The 19042-nt window shown below is 75.2% G+C and carries 16 protein-coding genes and 1 pseudogene; 4 read left to right on the plus strand and 13 right to left on the minus strand.

Annotated features, from left to right (window positions below; genetic code table 11):
• Positions 1–127 precede the first annotated feature (127 nt).
• The 10 genes and pseudogenes from ACFVVU_RS33305 to ACFVVU_RS33350 form a co-directional block, all read right to left on the minus strand.
• Positions 128–1744, minus strand: coding sequence for an amidohydrolase (locus tag ACFVVU_RS33305; RefSeq protein ID WP_387793799.1), 1617 nt, complete (start codon positions 1742–1744; stop codon positions 128–130).
• 5 nt (positions 1745–1749) lie between these two features.
• Positions 1750–2646, minus strand: coding sequence for a PaaX family transcriptional regulator C-terminal domain-containing protein (locus ACFVVU_RS33310; RefSeq protein ID WP_387793800.1), 897 nt, complete (start codon positions 2644–2646; stop codon positions 1750–1752).
• Positions 2647–2709: 63 nt separating this feature from the next.
• Positions 2710–3486, minus strand: a complete 777-nt coding sequence (locus ACFVVU_RS33315) for an Asp/Glu racemase (RefSeq protein WP_380680689.1) — start codon at positions 3484–3486, stop codon at positions 2710–2712.
• 51 nt (positions 3487–3537) lie between these two features.
• The gene (locus ACFVVU_RS33320) at positions 3538–4443 is read right to left on the minus strand and encodes a fumarylacetoacetate hydrolase family protein (protein WP_387793801.1); all 906 of its coding nucleotides are present in this window, start codon (positions 4441–4443) and stop codon (positions 3538–3540) included.
• 16 nt (positions 4444–4459) lie between these two features.
• A complete protein-coding gene (locus ACFVVU_RS33325) occupies positions 4460–5584 on the minus strand; it encodes a cupin domain-containing protein (RefSeq protein ID WP_380680695.1) in 1125 nt (374 codons plus the stop codon).
• Positions 5581–6585: a carbon-nitrogen hydrolase family protein gene (locus ACFVVU_RS33330; protein WP_387793802.1), complete on the minus strand. Its 1005-nt coding sequence runs from the start codon at positions 6583–6585 to the stop codon at positions 5581–5583. The genes ACFVVU_RS33325 and ACFVVU_RS33330 overlap by 4 nt, the downstream gene beginning before the upstream one ends.
• Positions 6582–8981 carry an FAD-dependent monooxygenase gene (locus ACFVVU_RS33335; RefSeq protein WP_387793803.1) on the minus strand — a complete coding sequence of 800 codons (2400 nt, stop codon included), beginning with the start codon at positions 8979–8981 and terminating at the stop codon, positions 6582–6584. Before ACFVVU_RS33335 ends, ACFVVU_RS33330 begins: the two co-directional genes overlap by 4 nt.
• Complete coding sequence (locus ACFVVU_RS33340; protein WP_380680764.1) at positions 8978–9379, minus strand: acyl-CoA thioesterase; 402 nt, start codon at positions 9377–9379, stop codon at positions 8978–8980. Before ACFVVU_RS33340 ends, ACFVVU_RS33335 begins: the two co-directional genes overlap by 4 nt.
• A 36-nt stretch (positions 9380–9415) precedes the next feature.
• Positions 9416–11014: pseudogene (locus ACFVVU_RS33345) on the minus strand (AMP-binding protein); the annotation flags it as partial.
• Positions 11015–11125: 111 nt separating this feature from the next.
• On the minus strand, positions 11126–12565 hold the full coding sequence (locus tag ACFVVU_RS33350; protein ID WP_387793804.1) for a phytoene desaturase family protein: 1440 nt from the start codon (positions 12563–12565) through the stop codon (positions 11126–11128).
• A 175-nt stretch (positions 12566–12740) separates the two neighbouring features.
• Between ACFVVU_RS33350 and ACFVVU_RS33355 the strand changes: the two genes are divergently transcribed.
• Complete coding sequence (locus ACFVVU_RS33355) at positions 12741–13940, plus strand: PQQ-binding-like beta-propeller repeat protein (RefSeq protein WP_380680707.1); 1200 nt, start codon at positions 12741–12743, stop codon at positions 13938–13940.
• A 22-nt stretch (positions 13941–13962) separates the two neighbouring features.
• On the opposite strand, the gene ACFVVU_RS33360 is transcribed toward ACFVVU_RS33355, so the two are convergent.
• On the minus strand, positions 13963–14460 hold the full coding sequence (locus ACFVVU_RS33360; protein WP_387793805.1) for a hypothetical protein: 498 nt from the start codon (positions 14458–14460) through the stop codon (positions 13963–13965).
• Between the two features lie 145 nt (positions 14461–14605).
• Entirely contained in the window at positions 14606–15385 is a 780-nt protein-coding gene (locus ACFVVU_RS33365; protein ID WP_380680713.1) for an alpha/beta hydrolase, read from the minus strand.
• Positions 15386–15604: 219 nt separating this feature from the next.
• Here ACFVVU_RS33365 and ACFVVU_RS33370 point away from each other — a divergent pair, with 219 nt between their 5' ends.
• Complete coding sequence (locus ACFVVU_RS33370; protein WP_380680716.1) at positions 15605–16414, plus strand: hypothetical protein; 810 nt, start codon at positions 15605–15607, stop codon at positions 16412–16414.
• Between the two features lie 56 nt (positions 16415–16470).
• Here ACFVVU_RS33370 and ACFVVU_RS33375 read toward each other — a convergent pair whose 3' ends face one another.
• On the minus strand, positions 16471–16845 hold the full coding sequence (locus tag ACFVVU_RS33375) for a DUF6401 family natural product biosynthesis protein (RefSeq protein ID WP_380680719.1): 375 nt from the start codon (positions 16843–16845) through the stop codon (positions 16471–16473).
• Positions 16846–17023: 178 nt separating this feature from the next.
• Between ACFVVU_RS33375 and ACFVVU_RS33380 the strand changes: the two genes are divergently transcribed.
• Positions 17024–17950 carry an LLM class F420-dependent oxidoreductase gene (locus tag ACFVVU_RS33380; protein WP_387793806.1) on the plus strand — a complete coding sequence of 309 codons (927 nt, stop codon included), beginning with the start codon at positions 17024–17026 and terminating at the stop codon, positions 17948–17950.
• 146 nt (positions 17951–18096) lie between these two features.
• The gene (locus tag ACFVVU_RS33385; RefSeq protein ID WP_387793807.1) at positions 18097–18840 is read left to right on the plus strand and encodes an AAA family ATPase; all 744 of its coding nucleotides are present in this window, start codon (positions 18097–18099) and stop codon (positions 18838–18840) included.
• Positions 18841–19042: the final 202 nt, after the last annotated feature.

Raw genomic sequence — 19042 nt, forward strand, 5'->3', positions numbered from 1 at the left:
CGGACCCGGCCGCCACGAGATCCTGGAACCGAGTCCGCGCCGCGTGATCAAAAGCCGGACAGTTGGGGGGAATCCCCTATCGAACGCCCTCTCAGCGGGCGCCTCAGCAGGCGTTTCAGCGGATGTCTCAGCGGCGGTGCACCGTGCGTCCGCCGACCACGGTGCGCTCCGGCAGCAGCGCGCGCAGCTCGTCGACCGGGCAGCTCAGCGGGTCGGCGGGCCACAGCGTCAGATCGGCGAGCGCGCCCGGGCGCAGCGAGCCGCGCTCGGCGCTCTCGCCGGTCAGCCGGGCCGCGGCCACGGTGTGCAGGGCGATCGCCTCGGCGCGCTCGATCGCGTGCTCGGCGCCGAGCACCCCGGCGACCGTGGCGCGGGTGGTCATGCCCCACACCGAGAGCATCGCGCCGTACGGGCCGACCGGGAAGTCCGAGCCGGCGGAGAGCTGCGCCCCCTCGTCGAGCCACTCGCGCAGCGGGAACAGCGCGCCGGTGCGTTCCTCGCCCCAGGCGCGCCGCTGGGCGGGCGCGCCGTCGTGCAGCAGCGGGTGCTGGACGGTCACCGGGATGCCGAGCGCGATCGCCCGGGCCCGCTGGTCCGCCCGGGCGAGGCCGCCGTGCTCGACGACCAGCGTGCCGGGCGGCAGGCCGGGGCGGCGGGCGAGCACGTCCTCGTAGACGTCCAGCAGGGTGCGCAGCCCGCGATCGCCCCAGGCGTGCACGCCGACCCGCAGGCCGCGTCCGACGACCCGCTCGACGGCGTCGGCCAGCTCCTTCGGCTCCCAGAGCAGCCGCCCGTGGTAGCAGGGCCGCCCCTGGTACGGCTCCTCCAGCGCGCCCGCCTCGAAGCCGCCGTCGATGCCGAACTTGACGCCCCAGACGGCGAGCCGGTCGTCCTCCTGGCCGGCGGCGCGCCAGGCGACGACCCGGTCCAGCAGCGCGTCCACCTGCTCCGGCGTGCGGACGGCGAAGCCGGAGACCAGGGCCCGGACCCGGACGGCGAGCGCGCCCTCGTCGCGGGCGGCGCGCAGCACGTCGAGGTCCTCGACCGGGACCAGGCAGTCGCGGACGGTGCCGATCCCGGTGGCGGCGTACCCGGCGGAGGCGGCGCGCAGGCCCTCGATCCGCTCGGCGAGCCCGGGCCGGGGCAGCACGCGGTCGGCGAGTTCGGTCGCCTTGTCGATCAGCCGACCGGTGAGCCGGCCGTCCGCGTCGCGTTCGATCACGCCGCCGGGCGGGTCGGGGGTGGCGGCGGTGATCCCGGCGAGCCGCAGCGCCGCCGAGTTGAGCACCATGTTGTAGGCGCCGCGGCGGACCAGCACCGGGTGGTCGACGGTGGCGCCGTCCAGTTCCCCGGTGGTGGGCAGCCGCTGCTCGGCGAGGTTCACCTCCTGCCAGTTGACGGTGGTGCGGATCCACTCCCCGGCGGGGGTGCGGGTGGCGCGCTCGCGGATCAGGGCGAGGAACCCGGGGAGGTCGGCGGCCCGGTGCACGGGCACGCCGTGCACGCTGTGGCCGGCCAGGACCAGATGGGTGTGGGTGTCGTCGAAGGCGGGCAGCACGGTCGCGTGCGGGGCGTCGACGACCTCGGTGGCCGGTCCGGCCAGCGCGTCCAGGCCGTGCGGGTCGGCGGCGAGCGCGGTGATCCGGCCGCCGGTGACGGCGAGCGCGCGTTGCGGCGGCCCGCCGGGGACGAGGGTGTGCACGCGGGCGGCGCGCACCAGCAGGTCGGCGGGCGGACGGGTCATCGTCGTCACGGCTCCTGGTGCTGGAACGGTCCCCGGTGCTGGAACGGTTCCTGGTGGTGGGTGGCGGCCGACAGGCCGGTGACCTGCTCGACGTACCCCAGGCCGGGTCCGGCGAGCCGGGTGTGCAGTTCGGTGAAGACGGCCCGCGCCGCGACGGCGTTCCACTCGGCGGGCAGCAGCGGCTCGGGCAGGCCCGGGTCCAGGTAGGGCAGACGGCGCCACTGGTCGAGCATCGGGACGTAGGCGCGGAACGCCTCGGCCGGGTCGAGGTCGGTCCGTCCGCGCAGGGTGGTGACGGCGGGCCGCCAGGCGTCGGTGAAGGCCGCGTACTGGGCCTCGATGGCGGGGAAGTCCCACCAGTCGGCGACAGCGGTGCGCAGGTCGGTGAAGCCGGCGTACTCGGCGGACAGGAAGAGGTGCACGTAGGCGTCCAGGCCGAGGCGTTCGAGCAGCCGCCGGGCGTCGGGCAGCACCCGGGCGGGGGCCAGCCAGACGCCGGGGGCCGCGTTGCCGAAGCCGAGCCAGCCGAGCCGGGAGCGCAGGGTGTGGCGGTGGGCGCGCTCGGACTCGGGGACGGAGAAGACGGCCACCACCCAGCCGTCGGCGAGTTCGGCGGGCTCCAGGCTGCGGAAGATCCGGCGGTCGCCCTCCTCGAACACCGGCTCCATCGCGGGGGAGAGGCGGTAGCCGGTGCCGCTCCGGTCGCCGGTGCGGCGTTCCTGGAGGAGGGTGCCGGCCTTCTTCATGCGCGAGATGGCCGAGCGGACGGCGGGTGCGTCGACGTCCAGCTCGGCCAGCAGGCCGATCAGGTCGGCGATGGATATCCAGCCGCCGAGGCGGCGGACGAACTCGCCGTAGACGGTGTGGATCAGTGAGCTCGGCCGGGAGGCGTTCTCGGTCATCCGGATCTCCTCCCGTCGGCTGGTGGTGATCATAGTGGTGGTGTCCGGGCCGACGGGAGGCGGTCAGGACTCCGCGAAGGCGCCGGACAGCAGGTGCCCGGCGCCGGGGGCGAAGGCGGGCAGGCCGAGGGCCCGCAGCAGTTGGTGGGTGGTGCAGACCGAGGCGGAGACGACCGGTTTGCCGAGCCGCCGCTCGGCCTCCTCGATCGCCGACAGCGAGGGCATCTGCACGCAGGCGGACAGCACCACCGCGTCGGCCCGGCTGTGCGCGAGCCCGGCGGCGATCGCCGGGAGCTTCGCCGGGTCGTGGGCGGCGACGTCGAGGTTGTCGGCGATCTCCAGGGCCGCGAAGTCCACCACCTCGATGCCCTCGTGCCCGAGGTAGTCGACGACGGTGCGGGCCAGCGGCCGCAGGTAGGGGGTGACGACGGCGACCTTCGCGGCGCCGATCGTGTGCAGGCCGGTCACCAGCGCGCCGGCGCTGGTGACCACGGGCGCGGCGGCGCCGTTCTCGGCGGTGCGCCGGTGCAGCCGCTGTTCGGCCTCCCGGTGGTAGCCGGGGCCGGCGGCCATCACGGCGACCAGGCAGGCGTAGCCGAGCACGTCGACCCGGGCGTCGGCGAGTTCGGCGGCGCACCGGTCGGACTCGGCGTCCATGCGGCGCAGTTGCTCGGGGGTGACCCTGGTCATCCGCATCCGGCTGGAGTGGAACGTGAACCGTTCCGGCGCGACCCGTTCGCGGGCCCGCAGCAGGGCCGGCACTTCGGTTTCCATGGTGACGTTGGAGCTCGGGACGATCTGGCCGATCCGGTAGGTCGTGGTGGCGTTCGGGCTGGTCATCGGGGCGGGCTCCTCTGCGGGACGGGCTCCTCCGCGGGGCGGGGCGGGCGGTCAGCGGGCGTCGATCACCGGGTTGGCGAGGGTGCCGATGCCCTCGATGGTCGCCTCGACGAGGTCGCCGGGCCGGAGGAACCGCGGGGGCACCATCCCGGCGCCGACGCCGGACGGCGAGCCGGTGGCGATGACGTCGCCGGGCTCCAGGGTGACGCCGGAGGAGATGTCGGCGATCAGCCGGGCGATGCCGAACAGCATGTGGCGGGTGTTGGAGTCCTGCCGCAGCTCGCCGTTGACGCGCAGCGAGAGGTCCAGCCGCTGCGGGTCGGGGATCTCGTCGGCGGTCACCACGACCGGGCCGAACGGCGCGTAGCTGTCCTGGCCCTTGGAGAAGAACCACTGGCCGGAGCGGCGCTGGTCGCGGGCGCTGACGTCGTTGACGATGCTGTAGCCGAAGACGTGCCGCCGGGCGTCGGCCTCGGCCACCCGGAAGGCCGGGGCGCCGATCACGACGGCGAGTTCGCACTCCCAGTCGAGCTGCTCGGTGAGGTCGGCGTTGTGCCGGATCGGCTGTCCGGGGCCGGTGACGGCGGTCGAGGGCTTGCTGAACAGCACCGGGCGGTCCGGCAGCTCGCGGTCGGTGTCCAGGGTGCGGTGCGATTCGGCGACGTGCTCGACGTAGTTGAGGCCGACGCCGACGATCTTCCCGGGGCGCAGCGGTGCGCTGAGCGTCACCTCCGCGAGGGTGGGCAGGGCCGACGGGTCCCGGGCCGCGCCGTCGGCCAGCGCGCGGGCGGTGGTGAGGGCCCGCTGCCCGGCGCGGATCAGCCCCAGCAGGTCGCCGGGCAGGTCCGCGCCGGCGGCCGCGGCGAGTGCGGACAGGTCGGCGACGCGGTCCCCGGCGAGCAGGGCGCCCAGGCGCGGGTCGTCGGTGCCGGGGGTGTGGAAGGTCAACAGGCGCATGGCAACGGGCTCCTGGTCACGGGGTGGCGGTGGGCTGGCGCCCGTCGTGCTCCGGGTAGGCCTCCTCGCGGTACAGGCCGAGCGAGTGCATCACCGGGAAGTCGTTGAAGGAGAACAGGCAGGCGTCCTCGCCGGGGTCGAGGTTCGCGTGCTCGTGCCAGGCCCAGGAGGGCACGACGAAGATGTCGCCCTGCTGCCAGGCGAAGCTCCGCCCGGCGATCACCGAGACGCCGCGTCCCTTGGCCGCCGTGTAGACGACGGAGCCGGTGTGCCGGTGGGCGCGGGTGGCCTGGCCGGGGCGCAGCAGCTGGAGGTGGGCGCCCATGGTGGGCATCACGGAGCCGCCGGTGACCGGGTTGGTGTACTCCATGATCACCCCGTCGTAGGGTGATCCCTCGACGGCATGGGCGAGTTGCGAGAGCGCGTGGTAGCTGGGCTCCCAGGGCCAGCCGAGCAGCGGGGAGTACGGGCGGCTCCACTTCTCGACGCCGTACGGCAGCAGGTTGCCGCCGTAGGTCAGCAGCGAGGAGTTCACCACCTCGCCGGGCCGCTGGTACAGCTCGGGGTGCACCTCGTAGAAGTTGGCGTCGAGCATGTTGACCAGCGGGATGTCCAGGCCGTCCTGCCAGATCACCGGGGCCTCGTCGGACTCGTTGCCGTGCTCGTGCCAGGTGCTGTTGGGGGTGATGGCGAAGTCGCGCGGGCCGACCCTGAGCTTCTGGCCGTCGACGATCGTCCAGGCGCCGGTGCCCTCGTGGACGAAGCGCAGCGCGGAGGCCTGGTGGCGGTGCGCGGTCATCGACTCGCCGGGGCCCATGATCTGCAGGCCGGTGTACAACAGGCCGACGGCCGCGCTGAGTTCGCGGCGGCCGGGGTTGACCAGCATGACCACCCGGCGCCCGGCGTCGTCCGCCGTGACCAGCGGGAGAGCCTTGCGGACCAGCGGGCGCAGGTCGGCGTAGCGCCAGAGCACCGGCACCGACCTCGGCTGGGGGTACCAGGGTTCGATCTCATTGGCCACGGTCCACAGCGCACCCGCGTCGACCTTGGCCAGCTCCTCGTAGTATTCGGTGAGTTCCGGGCTTCCGGTGACCCGGGACCGGCCGATCCGGTTGTCGTCGTGGGCGGGGTCCTCGGTCATTGCTCCTCCTTCGCAGGGTGCGGGTCGAGGGTGAGCGGCCGCAGCGGGCGGTTGTCGACGTGCAGCCGGAAGACGTCGAAGCGGTTGTAGTGGCCGACGATGTCGTGCATCTGCTTGGGCTGTACGCAGCGTCCGAGGTCGATCTCGGCGTAGACGATGCCCTCCTCGTCGACCAGCGGTTCGGTCACCGGGCGTCCGTCCGGGCCGAAGACACCGGACAACGCGCTGTGCGGGCGCGAGAGTTGCCTGCACAGCTCGTGGTCCTCGCCGGCCACCGCGGCGGTGATCTCCGGCGAGAGGGTGGAGCACGAGACCACCGTGAACACCTTGCCCTCGAAGCAGTGCGCGGCGGCGCGCAGCGCGATCGCCTCCGCCATGTCGTAGTCCTCGGGAGCGACCGGAAGCGCGATGTAGCTCGCGGCGTGGACGAGTTCGCCCTGCGCGAGGAGGGTGAAGCGGGCGAGCGGGTTGGTGTTCTCGCCGCAGGCGAGCGCGCCGAGCGGGCCGACGGCCGTGCGGTGGACGCGCAGGGTGCTGCCGTCGCCGGGCGTCCAGGTCAGCTTCTCCGCCCAGGTCGGCACCAACTTGCGGTGAACGTTGAGGAGTTCGCCGTCGGCGTCGATGACCAGCAGGGTGTTGTAGAGCACCCCGAGGCTGTGCGGGCCGCGCTCGTTGACACCGATCACCAGCACCACGCCGGCCCGGCGGGCGGCGGCGCGCAGCGTGTCCACGTGCGGCCCGGGCACGTCCACCGCGGCGCGGTAGAGCCGCTCGTACCAGGGCGAGCCCCGCACCGGGGTCATCGTCCAGTTCCAGTACGGGTAGCCGGGGACGAACACCTCGGGGAGGACGACGAGGGAGGCGCCGTGGCCGGCCGCCTCGTGGATCAGCGCGACCGCCTTGTCGACGGTGGCGGCGGTGTCCAGGAAGACGGGCGCGGCCTGGACGGCGGCCGCGGTGAAGCGGGGCAGCCGCAGCGCGGCGGACACGGGCTCGGTCATCGCTCCTCCCCGGGGCGCTCGGGACGCTTGTGGTGCTCGGGACGCCCGGTCGGCCCGGGACGGTCGTCGCTTCCGGGGTGCCAGCGGCGGTGCACCGGCGGGGACGGCTCGCGCATCAGTCGTTGTCGCGGCGCCACCCGGTCGGCTCCCGGCGTCGGCGGGCGGCGGCTGCCCGGCGCCCACGGCTCGGGCCAGCGGGCGCCGGGGCCCGCGTAGCCCTGCTCGGCGGCGGCGTGCAGCGTCCACAGCGGGTCGTACAGCTGGGCCCGGCCGACCGCCACCAGGTCCGCCCGCCCGGCCAGCAGCACCGAGTTGACGTCGTCGTGGTGGGAGATCGCGCCGACCGCGACGGTCGGCAGGCCGGTGGCCAGGCGCACCAGTTCGGCGAACGGCGTCTGGTAGCCGCGCCCGAACGGCGGCCGTTCCCCGGCCACCACCTCGCCGGTGGAGACGTCCACCGCGTCCGCGCCGCAGTCCGCGAGCGCGCGGCAGATCGCGACGGCCTCCGCCTCGCTGGTGCCGCCCGGTGCCCAGTCGCTCGCCGAGATCCGCACCAGCAGCGGCCGCCCGGCCGGCCACACCGCGCGCACCGCCGCCAGCACCTCCAGCGGAAGCCGCAGCCGGTGGGCGAGCGGGCCGCCGTACTGGTCGGTGCGCCGGTTGGTGAGCGGCGACAGGAAACCGGAGACCAGATGGCCGTGGCCGAACTGGACCTCCAGGGCGTCGAAACCGGCTCGCGCCGCGCGCTCCGCCGAGGCGGCGAAGTCGGCGGTGACGGCGGCGAGTTGGATGTCGTTCGCCTCGTGCGGCAGCGGACCGTCGGGCTGCCACGGCAGTGGCGAGGCGGCCAGCAGCGGCAGGCCGGTCTCGGCCGGCCCGGAGGTCGCGGCCCGGCGGCCGGCGTGGGTCAGCTGGATCCCGAGCGGGGTGTCGCTCACCGCCCGGACGGCGTCGACGAGTTCGCGCCAGGCCGCCTCCTGCCGGTCGTTCCACAGGCCCGGGCAGTCGGCGACCCGGCCCTCCGGGGCGACGGCCGTCATCCCGGCGAGCACCAGCCCCGCGCCGCCGAGCGAGTGCGCGGTCAGCTGCGCCCGGTCGAACGCGCTCGGCAGCGCGTCGACGGCCGTGAAGGTGGCCAGCGGCGGCACCACCACCCGGTTGCGCAGCTCCAGCGCGCCCAGCTTCAGCGGCCGGAACATCGGCGGGAGGTCCGGTGTGTCGTCCGCCCCCGCGAACGCCCGGTCGACCGCCGCGACGAACCCGGGATCGCGCGCCCGCAGGTTCCCGTAGGTGACCCGGCGGCTGCGGGTGAGCAGGTTGAACGCGAACTGGTCCGGGCCCTGCCCGGTCCGCCGTCCGATCGTCTCGAACCACTCCAGACTCGCCTGCGCGGCCCGCTGGGTGGACTCCACCACCGGCCGGCGCTCCGCCTCGTACGCCGCCAGCGCGCCCTCCAGCGTGGGCTGTTCGTTCAGTCCGGCGGCGAGCGCCAGGGCGTCCTCCAGGGCCAGTTTGGTGCCCGAGCCGATCGAGAAGTGCGCCGAGTGCGCCGCGTCGCCGAGCAGCACCACGTTGCGGTGCCGCCAGGTGGCGTTGCGCACCGTGGTGAACCGGATCCAGCGGGAGGCGTTGGGGATCAGCCGGTGTCCCTCCAGGTGCCCGGCGAGCAGTTGCGCGATGCGCCGCACGCTCGCCGCGTCGCTCTCGCCGCGTGCGAACTCCCGTGCGGACAGGGCCTCGAAGCCCGCCCGTCGCCAGGGCTCCTCGGCCAGCTCCACGACGAACGTCGACCGCTCGGCGCCGTACGGGTAGGCGTGCACCTGCAGCACGCCGAAGTCGAAGCGCTCGACGATGAAGGTGAAGGCGTCGAAGACCCGGTCGGTGGCGAGCCACATGTAGCGGGCGCTGCGCTCGTCCCGCTCGGGCCGGAAGGCCTCGGCGTACGCGGCCCGGGTGCCCGAGTTGACGCCGTCGGCGGCGACCACCAGGTCGTACTCCTCGGCGAGCCGCTCGACGGGCGGGGCCGGCGTGCGGTAGCGCACGTCCACCGCCAGTTCGGCGCAGCGGCGTTGCAGGATCGCGCGCAGCCGGTTGCGGTCCAGCGCGGCGAAGCCGTGGCCGCCGCAGGTGCGGACCTGGCCGGCGTAGCGGACGTCGATGTCGCTCCAGCGGGCGAACTCGGCGCTCAGCGCGGCGAACACCCGGGGGTCGGCCTGCGCGATGCCGTCGAGCGTCTCGTCGGAGAAGACCACCCCGAAGCCGAACCCGTCGTCGCGGCCGTCCCGTTCGAAGACGGTGATCTCCCGCTCGGGCGCCGATTGCCGGGCCAGTGCGGCGAAGTGGAGTCCGCCCGGTCCGGCGCCGATCACCGCGATCCGGCCGGCGCCGGCCGTCACCGGAGCACCTCCGGCTCCTGGCGCCCGGCGGCGGCCAGCGTGCGGCGGACCTGCTCCGGCCACGGTTCGGCGCCCTTGGCGTGCGGCGCGGCGTGCACCACCGACATCCGTCCGCTGGCGGCCAGGCCGTGCGGCCCGTGCACCTCGAAGGCGTAGTGCAGCGACGAGCCGCCGACCCGCTCGACCCGCAGCTCGGTGCGGACCACGTCGCCGAACCAGAGCCGCTCGCGGTAGTCCGCCTCGAAGTGCACCCGGGGGATCCGGCCGAACAGCCCGTCCAGGCCGAGCCGGCGCAGCAGTGTCGCCTCGGCCGCCTCGGCCCAGCGCTGGACGGCCGAGAAGTGGTAGTGGCCGGCCGCGTCGGTGTCCGACCATTCGACCCGCCGTTCGGTGCTCACGCTGGCCGGAGCCGCAGCCGCGGCCGATGTGGGCGCCGCCGCCTGGCGGCGCAGCTCGGCGCGGGCCAGCTTCCCGGTCGCGGTGCGCGGCAGCGCGTCGACGAACTCCACCACGCGCGGGTACTTGTAGGGCGCGATGGTGCGCTTGACGTGCTCCTGGAGCGCGCGGACCGTCCCCGGCGCCGCCGTCGCCGCCCCCGCGCGCAGCACCACGTACGCCTTGACCACGCTGCCGCGCCGCTCGTCCGGCACCCCGACCACCGCGCAGTCGGCGACGTCCGGGTGCTCGGCGAGCGCCTGCTCGACCTCGGGTCCGGCGATGTTGTAGCCGGCCGAGACGATCATGTCGTCGTTGCGCGCCTGGTACCAGAAGTAGCCGTCGGCATCGCGCACATAGGTGTCGCCGGTGAGGTTCCAGCCGCCCCGGACGTAGTCGCGCTGGCGCCGGTCGTGCAGGTAGCGGCAGCCGGTCGGGCCCTTGACGGCGAGCCGCCCGGGCTGCCCGTCGGGCACCGGCCGGCCCCGGTCGTCCAGTATCGCCGCGCGGTAGCCCGGCACTGGCAGTCCGGTCGCGCCGGGGCGGATGTCGGCGTCGGTGGCGGAGATGAAGACGTGCAGCAGCTCGGTGGCCCCGATGCCGTCGATCAGCCGCTGCCCGGTGGCCGCCCGGAACGCCTCCCAGACGCCCGCCGGCAGGTGCTCGCCCGCCGATACGCAGCGCCGCACCCCCGTCAGCCGGTCGGCCAGCCCGGCGGCGAGGATCGCCCGGTAGGCCGTGGGCGCGGTGAACAGCACGCTGACCCCGTGCCGCCGGACCTGCTCGGCGAGCTGCCCGGGCGTGGCCTGCTCCAGCAGCAGGGTGGCGGCGCCGGCCCGCAGCGGGAAGACCACCAGGCCGCCGAGGCCGAAGGTGAAGGCGAGCGGCGGAGTGCCGGTGAACAGGTCCTCGGGGGTGGGGCGCAGCAGGTGGCGGGAGAAGGTGTCGGCGTTGGCCAGCACGTCCCGGTGGAAGTGCATGGTCGCCTTGGGGCGTCCGGTGGTGCCGGAGGTGAAGGCGATCAGCGCGACGTCGTCGGCGGCGGTCGGCACGGCGGCGAAGGCGCCGTGCCCGCTCAGGCCGGCCGGCCCGGCTCCGTCGTAGGGCACGACGGTCAGCCCGGGCGTCTCGGCCCGCTCCAGTTCGGTCAGGAAGCGGCTGTCGCAGAGCGCGACGGCCGGCCGGGCGATCGTGTGCACGGTGCTCAGCTCGCCCGCGCGCAGCAGCGGCATGGTGGTCACCGCCACCCCGCCCGCCTTCAGCACCCCGAGCCAGCAGGCCACCAGCCAGGGTGCGTTGGGCCCCCGTAGCAGCACCCGGTTGCCGGGCACCAGCCCGAGCGGTCCGACCAGCAGTCGGGCCACCGCGTCCGCGCGCTCCCGCAGTTCGCCGTACGTCCACTGCCCGCCCGGCGTGACCAGGCAGCGCCGGTCGGGCCCGTACCGCTCGATCGTCGCGTCGAGCAGCTCGTGCGCGCAGTTCAGTCGATCCGGATACGCCAACTCCGGTAGTTCGAACAGGAATTCCGGCCACTCGTCGAGTGGTGGGAGGTTGTCGCGACAGAACGTGTCCACGTGCGCAGAGGGCGAGAGCTCCATGGGCGGGCCACCTCATCGGGCGAGCGGGGAGTGAGGCAAGTATCGCGCTTCGGTGACGCCAGTCAAGAGAGCGATACACGCATTCGGCCCAGCTTCCCGTCGCCGCCCCCGTCAGTCCGGGCGTCCGCGTCCGGGCCCGCGCAGTCGGCGCAGGGCGGCCTCGGCGGCGTGGGCGCCGCACATGCCGTGGGCGCCGGGGCCGGGTGGGGTGGCGGCGGAGCAGAGGTAGTGGCCGGGCAGGCCGGTGGCGTAGGGGTGGAGGGTGGCGCGGGGGCCGAGGAGCAGTTGGGGGACGTCCTTGGCGCCGGTCATGATGTCGCCGCCGACGAAGTTGGGGTTGTCGGCGGCGAAGTCGGCGGGGCGGCGGACGGCCAGGCCGACGATCCGCTCGCGGAAGCCGGGGGCGAAGCGTTCGATCTGGGCGGTGATCGCCTCGGTGGCGTCGCCGGTGTAGCCGTGCGGCACATGGGCGTACGTCCAGAGCGGGTGGACGTCGCCGACGGAGCGCCGCGGGTCCGCGAGGTACTGCTGCCCGACCAGCACGAACGGGCGCCGCGGCATCCGCCCGACGGCGACGGCGCGCTCGGTGGCGGTGAGTTCGGCGAAGCTGCCGCCGAGGTGGACGGTGCCGGCGCGGCGGGCCGGTTCGGCCGTCCAGGGGACGCCGCCCGCCACGGCGAAGTCCACCTTGAATGCGCCGGGCCCGTGACGGAACCGGCGGTAGGCGCGGGCGGTCCGGGGCGGCAGGCGGTCGCCGAGGACGTCGGCGACGGCGCCGGGCGCGAGGTCGTACAGGACGAGGTCGGCGGAGGGGAGTTGGGCGGCCGAGCGGATCCGCACCCCGGTCTCCACGGTGCCGCCCAGCTCGGTGAGCAGCGCGACCAGCGCCCGGGTGATCGCCCCCGAGCCGCCGGCGGCCACCGCCCAGCCGTACCGGTGCCCCGAGGTGAGCAGCCCGAGCCCGATCGCCGCGCTCAGCGGTCGGTGCAGCGGCTGGAACGCGTGTGCCGCCGCCCCGCCGAACAGCGCCCGCGCCCGCTCGCCGGAGAACAGGCGCGCCAGCGCGGAGGCCGGCAGCAGGGCGGGCAGTCCGAAGCGGGCGAGCCGCAGCGGGTGATGGGGCAGGCGCAGCAGCGGACCCATGATGTCGGCGGCGAGCCGGTCGTACCCCGCGACCGGGCCGTCGAACAGCCGTCGCCACCGCGCGCCGTCGGCCCCGCCCAGCCCGGCGGCGGTGTCGGCGACCGAGCGGTACAGGACGCCGGCCGATCCGTCGTCCAGCGGGTGCGCGCAGTCGACCTCCGGCAGCCGGAACTCCAGTCCGAAGCGCTGCAGCCCCAGGCCGCGCAGGAACGGCGAGCCGATGGTCATCGGGTGGACGGCCGAGCAGTGGTCGTGCAGCAGCCCGGGCACGATCGCCTCGCCGCTGCGCGCGCCGCCGCCCACCTCCTCGGCGGCCTCCAGCACGGTCACCCGCACCCCCGCCTGCGCCAGCCGTACGGCGGCGGCGAGCCCGTTGGGCCCGCCGCCCACCACCACCGCGGTCGTCATGGGGCCAGCATCCCGCATCCGCCCGCCCCCGGCGCCGCGGGCACCGTGCGGCCGTCCGCCCCCTCGGCCGGCCGGGGCGCGGATCCCGGACCGAGGGCCCCGCAAGGCCGGTATGGTGATCATTTTGTCGGCCCCGGCCTTGCGGCCATGAGATCACGTCAGGGGAACCCCGAGGATGAAGCCGCGTCTCTCCGGGCCGGTGGCCTGCGCCGCCGTCGCTCTTGTCCTGCTCACCGGGTGCAGCGGCAGCACCGGCGGCGGGAGCGACGCGCCCACCGCGGGCGCCCGGGCGAGCTACGACCCGCCGACGGCCTTCGACCGCGCCCGAGGTGTCGCGCTTCCCCCGGACGCCAGCGCCTTGAGGGCCGTGCTCGACGGGCCGACCGCCTACCTTCCGGCCCAGGGCAGCCTGAAGGCGGTGGACCTGGCCGACGGCAAGGTGCTCGGCACGGTGAGCGCCCAGTACCCCGCCCAGTTCTTCGAGCGGCCCGTGATCGCCGAGGTCGGCGGAGCACGCCTGGCCGTCATCTCCTTCTCGGAGACGATCCCCGGCGAGGGCGGGGGAGCGCCCCGCGCCGCCGCCGAGCTGGTCGCCATGGACACCACCACCCATCAGGCCGCCTGGTCGCTGCCGCTGGAACTCCCCGACGGACGCTTCCGCGACGGCAAGTACGTCACCCTGCTCGGCGTGCGGGGCACCACGGCGGTCGTCTCGGTCACGGACAGCGCCGACGCGCTGCTCCTCGCGGTGGACCTGCTCTCCCGGAAGGTGCTCTGGAGCCGGACCGGGTTCGTGGGCGCCATGCTCGGCGAGGGGCAGATCGTCGGCGCCGTGGAGAAGGACCGGGCGACCGCCGAACGCCGGGTGTCCGCCGTGCACCTCGGCGACGGGCGGGACGCCTGGACGGAGGACGGCGACGGCCTGGAGACGACGGTGCGCCCGGCCGGACCGAACACCGTCCTCGTGCAGGGCCAGGAGAAGGGCTCGTCGAAGCGCTTCGCCCGGCTGGTGGACGCGAGCACCGGTCGTCGGCTGCTCGACCTCGGTGAGTTCCCGGGCATCTGCGCCTACGACGGCCGCTCCGTGACCGTCTGCCACGACCGCGACCTCGTCGTCGCCGCCGACCCCGCGACCGGAAGCCTCCTGTGGAGGCTGCCCGACGCGACCGGAACGCGGCCGGCGCCCACCGTCACCACCGCCTGGCACGGCCTCGTCTACGGCAGGACGAGCACCGGCCCCGTGACCCTGGACGCGGCCACCGGCGCGCAGCGCCCCGGCGACCCCGGGATCGCTCCCACCGCCGTCAGCGGCTACGCGGGCCTCGCGGAGGACGAGACCCGGCACGTCACCATGGCCCACCCCGCCACCGGCTGAGGCCGGTACTCCGGGACCGGCCTCAGAGACAGATCCAGCAGTAGAGGTCCTCACCCGCCTCCCGCGCGCGACGGGCCAGCCCGGACAGCTCCTCGACCAGCGGTCGCAGGTCTTCGCCGTCCGCGTCCGGCAGCTCCTCGGCCGTCGCCGCCCACCGGGCGCTGACCTCCGCGAGCCCGGCCCGCGGGAGGTCCGCCAGGGTGTCCCGCACCGCGCCACCGAGCCGCGTCACCCACGGCCCGGTGGCCCACGGGTCGTCCTCGTCGGCGGGCCCCTCCCGGCCGGGCGGCGGCGTGGTCGGCCACACCGGCGTCCCGCCGACCAGGTCCGCCTCCCACTCCACCCGCCGCACGACGGCTATCAGCTGCCCCAGGACGACGTCCGGGTCCACCCCCTTCGCCTCGACCCCGTCGAACACCGGCCGCGCCCCGCCGACCAGCGGCCCGCCCTCGGCGTCCTCCAGAGCGGCGAGCACGGCGCCGTCGTCGGCCGCGCGGAAGTAGTCGGTCAGCACGCCCATGGCCGGCGGCTCCTGTCTGCTCGGTGGTGGTCCCGCTGTGCGGACAGTGGATCAGACACCACTGACATCGGACGGCCCGCAGCACGTGGCGTCGGTCGGCGGCAAGGGGAGCGCGGCCGACGAACGGGGTGGGCACCGGCGGACGTCAGGCGTCGGTCGGCAGGGGGCGGGCCGGGGAGCGGTGCGGGGCAGTACGGGGGTGGGCGGGGAGCGGGAGGGCGAGGGAGGCGTCGGAGCCGGCGGGCAGGGCGAGGGCGGCGGCGGCCTCCGGCGGCAGCTCGCGCAGACCGAGCAGCCCGGCCGAGAGCCGGGCGGTGGCACGGTGCCAGTCGCCGATCCGCCGCATCAGGGTGTGGCCGGTGCCCGCGACGGTGTAGCCGCAGACCCGTGCTCCGGCGGCCCGGCCGCGGGCGGCGAAGGCGCGGGTGTCGGCGGGGGAGGTGACCCGGTCGAGGTCGCCGTGCAGCATCAGTACGTCGCGGCCGGCCAGCTGCTCGCACGGGTCCTCGGCCGGGCACCAGGGGGCGAGCGCGACCACACCGGTGACCGTGGGGTGGCCGGCCGCGCGCAGTGCGGCCCGGCCGCCCATCGAGTGGCCGACCAGCACGGTCGGGACCGGGCCCAGCTCCTCGGCGAGGTCGTCCAGCGCGGCGACGGCGTCCCGGGCGGCGTCGGCCCGCTCGCCGTTCCAGCCCCGGTGGCGGTAGCGGACGGTGCCGACCGCCACCTCCGCGCCCGCCGTCTCGCGGCGCAGCGCGCGCACGAAGCCGGCCATCCGCAGACCGGCCAGGTTGAGCGGCCCCGGCCGGGCGAGGTTGTGCTCCTGGCCGCCGTGCAGGACCAGCACCGCGGCGCCCGGCCGCTGCGGCCGTCCCTGCCAGGCCAGTGCCCGGTGGCCGCCGCCGCCCGTACGGTTGTCGCTCACGTCGTCCCCGCTCCCCGCCCCGCCGTCCGTGTGCCGTCTGGACCGCCACTGTACGTCCGGGGCGCGCCCGACGGGGCCCCCGGCCGGCCGGACCGGGTTCACCCGTGAAGGCCAGTGCGGGTCGCCGGGGCGTGCGGGCCACCCGGAGTGCTGCTATCCACGAAGAGTGGGGGGTCGCCGCGCCGCTCCCGGCGCGGTGTCGCCGAGTGGAGGACTCCCGTGGCTCAGCAGCTGGCACTGTCCGTCGACTTCGGCTCCGGCTTCACCGAGGCCTGGTCGAAGGTCGCCAAGTTCATTCCCCAGTTCATCGCCTTCCTGGCGATCCTCGTCATCGGCTGGTTCGTGGCCAAGGCGATCGCCCGGCTGCTCGACCGGGTGCTGCGCCGGGTCGGCTCCGAGCGGGTGTCGGAGCGCTCCGGGATCGCCGGGTACCTGGAGGGTTCGAAGTACGACCTGACCGGGATCGTCAGCAAGATCGTCTACTACGCGATCCTGCTGATGGCCCTCCAGCTGGCCTTCGGCGTCTTCGGTCCGAACCCGATCAGCGTGATGATCCACGGCATCGTCGCCTGGCTGCCGAGGGGCATCGTCGCGGTCGTCATCGTGGTCGTCGCGATGGCCATCGCCAACGCGGTGCGCGACATCGTGCGCAACGCGCTGTCCGGCGCGGCCTACGGGCGGACGGTGGCCACCATCGCCTGGGCGTTCATCGTCCTGCTGGGCGTGGTCGCGGCGCTCGGGCAGGCCGGGATCGCCACCGCGATCACCGGTCCGGTGCTGATCGCGGTGCTGGCCTCGATCGCGGGCGTGCTGATCGTCGGTGTCGGCGGCGGTCTGATCATCCCGATGCGGCAGCGTTGGGAGCGCTGGCTCTCCAGCGCGGAGCAGGAGACCGCCAAGCTGCGCGGCAGCGCCTACCAGGCGGGCCGCTCGGACGCGCTGGCCAACCAGCCGGCCCGGCCGACCACCCCGAGCACGCCGCCCGCCCCGGGCATCGACCCCGGCCGGCCGGGTGAGCAGCCGCGCTGATCGGTCCGGGTCGATCGGCCCGGCCGGCCGGCACGGTGCCGCCGGGCGGACGCCGCTCAGGCCGTGAGCAGGCCGTCCTGGCGGACCAGCCAGCAGATCGCGGTCAGCCGGTGCACGGCGTAGTCGTACCCGACCGGTTCGCGCCAGCCGATCTCGGCGAGGGCGTCGAGGAAGCCCAGCGCGTAGTCGGACAACTCCTCACGGTCCAGGGGCCGGGGCAGCAGCTCCGGCCCCTGCGCGTACAGCAGTTCGCGCAGCTCGGCGGCGTGCTGGTCGACCGCCGCGGTGAAGCCGGGCTCGAAGGCGAACTCGGCGAGCCGGGGCGTGAACGCGGAGACGATCCGGGGCAGCGGACAGCCGGCCGGCCGGTTGCGCGGGTCGGGGGAGTCGTCGGGGGAACCCGGGGGCGACTCGTCGGGCGTGGCGAACATCCGTCCACGGTAGGCGAGCGCGGGAGCGGCTCCGGCCGCCGGGAGCGGTCGCGGGCTGAGACCTTGGCCACGCGGCAGGTGGGGCCGGCCCTTCCCACCGGCCCTCCGTCACCGGCCGTCCGGCACCGGATCGACGGAACCGCCGTGGGTGCCCGTGATCGGTACCAGAATGGCCGCCATGGACCTCCGCATCTTCACCGAGCCCCAGCAGGGCGCGAGCTACGACACCCTCCTCCGGGTGGCCCGCACCACCGAGGAGCTCGGCGCCTTCAGCGCCTTCTTCCGCTCCGACCACTACCTCAGGATGGGCGACGTCAGCGGGCTGCCCGGCCCGACCGACGCCTGGATCACCCTGGCCGGCCTCGCCCGCGAGACCAGCACCATCCGCCTCGGCACCCTGATGACCGCCGCCACCTTCCGGCTGCCCGGCGTGCTCGCCATCCAGGTCGCCCAGGTCGACGCGATGAGCGGCGGCCGGGTCGAGTTCGGCCTCGGCGCGGGCTGGTACGCGCAGGAGCACACCGCCTACGGCATCCCCTTCCCCAAGGAGAAGTTCGGGCGGCTGGAGGAGCAGCTGGAGATCATCACCGGGCTCTGGGGCACCGGCCCGGGCGAGACCTTCGACTTCGAGGGGGAGTACTACCGGCTGAGCGAGTCGCCGGCCCTGCCCAAGCCGGCCCAGGCGAAGATCCCGGTCCTGGTCGGCGGCACGGGACCGACCCGCACCCCGGCGCTGGCCGCCCGCTTCGCCGACGAGTTCAACCTGCCGTTCGTCGCCGTCGAGGACACCGCCGCCCAGTTCGGCCGGGTCCGCGAGGCCGTCGAGAAGGCCGGCCGCAAGGCCGACGAGCTGGTCTACTCCAACGCCCTGGTGGTCTGCGTCGGCCGGGACGACGCCGAGGTGGCCCGCCGGGCCGCCGCCATCGGCCGCGAGGTCGGCGAGCTGAAGGCCAACGGCCTGGCCGGGACCCCCGACGAGGTGGTGGAGAAGATCGGCCGGTACGCCGCCGCCGGCTCCCAGCGGATGTACCTGCAGGTCCTGGACCTGGACGACCTCGACCACCTGGAGCTGATCGCCTCCCGGGTCGCCCCGCAGCTCGGCTGATCCGCCGCGCCCCCACCGCCCTGTAACGGTCCCGGAGCACTTCTGTGACCTACCTGGGGCGGTGGAGGGCTCGGCCCGGACCCGGTCTGACCATTAGTCTTTACTCTCTCTTGAAGGGGAAGGCCCTTCGAGGCAGGGGGGTTTCGATGGCGGACGCACAGGTCTCCAGGACGGTCCTCGACGGCGCGGTCCGCGGTGCGACGCCGCGCGGCACGGCGCCCCGCGACCGGGTGGTCCCGGCGCCGCGGTCCGGCTGCCCGGACGTCGCGGCGGAGCCGGACCGGGGTGCCGGTGCGCTGCGCCCGCGCGGCCTGCAGGACCTGAGGCAGACCCGGCCCGGGCACGGCCGGCCGGTCGCGCTGCACTACCCGGCCGGCGACCTGCTGGTGGTCTCCGGGCTGCCGGGCAGCGGCAAGAGCACCCTGATGCGCCGCTGCGTGCGCGCCCCGCTGGTGGACTCGCAGTCGGTCCGCGAGGAGTACGCGGCCCGGCTGCCGTCCTGGCTGCCGTACGCGGTGTACCGCCCGCTGGTGCGGATCGCGCACTACCGGCGGCTGCGGCGCGCGGTGCTGGCCGGCGGCCCGCTCGCCGTGCACGACTGCGGCGCGGTGCCGTACGTGCGGCAGTGGCTGGTCCGGGAGGCCGGGCGGCAGGGGCGCCGGGTGCACCTGGTCCTGCTGGACGCCGCCGCCGAGGAGGCCCGCGACGGCCAGCGCGTCCGGGGGCAGTCGGTCTCCGCCTACGCCTTCGCCCGGCACCGGGAGGCCGCCCGGCGGCTGCGCCGGAGGCTGGCGGGGACGGGCCGCCCGCCCGCCGGCTGTGCGTCGGCCGTGGTACTCGACCGGGCCGGTGCGCGTGCCCTGCGGGAGATCGTCTTCGTCGCGTCGTAGTCTCGGCGAGGCGGTCCGGACGCCCGGTTCATCCCGTTCGTCCGTGTCCGCCGGCCGCCGCACCGCTGCGCGGGGCAGACGGGGTGTCACGTTTCGGACAGGTCGGGGCCGGTACTGTGCGCAGGCGCGCGACGGGAAATGCTCATGTGCGGCAAGGTCGGGCCGCTCAAACTTCCGGATTCTGTCCGATTTGTCGTCAGAA

This window comes from Kitasatospora sp. NPDC057965, from assembly GCF_042887135.1.
Classification (GTDB): domain Bacteria; phylum Actinomycetota; class Actinomycetes; order Streptomycetales; family Streptomycetaceae; genus Kitasatospora.